Genomic DNA, 418 nt, shown 5'->3' on the forward strand with positions numbered 1-418 from the left:
CCTTGAACGCCTTGCCAGCGGCGAATTTGACAGTCTTGCGGCGGCGATGCTGATCGTCTCGCCAGTCGAAGGATTGCGGCCGGTACGAGCAGCGCGCTTGCGCTGGCTGAACGAACCAAAGCCGACAAGCTGGACACCATCGCCTTTCACCACAGCCTTCGTGATCGCGTCAATCACCGCGTCAATGGCTTCTCCCGTGACGGCCTTGCTCGAACCCGTGGTCGACGCCACTGCATCAATCAGTTCGTGTTTGTTCAAGAAATTCTTCCTCTGTCGGTGTATCAGACTGCCTGATACGTTCCCAAAAACCGCTACATGGACGGCGGCTACCGTAATACAACCCGCGTACCGTACCCTGAAGACAACAAGCCGCGCAAGCCCTGCCTGCCAGCTCGGCAGAACCGACACGGCTAGCTGG

The 418-nt window shown here is 58.6% G+C and carries 1 pseudogene; it reads right to left on the reverse strand.

The features are described 5' to 3' along the window. Positions 1-258, reverse strand: a pseudogene (locus tag SB679_RS23150) (HU family DNA-binding protein); the annotation flags it as partial. Between the last annotated feature and the right edge of the window lie 160 nt (positions 259-418).

This window comes from Chryseobacterium sp. SIMBA_029, from assembly GCF_046535275.1.
Taxonomy (GTDB): Bacteria; Bacteroidota; Bacteroidia; order Flavobacteriales; family Weeksellaceae; genus Chryseobacterium.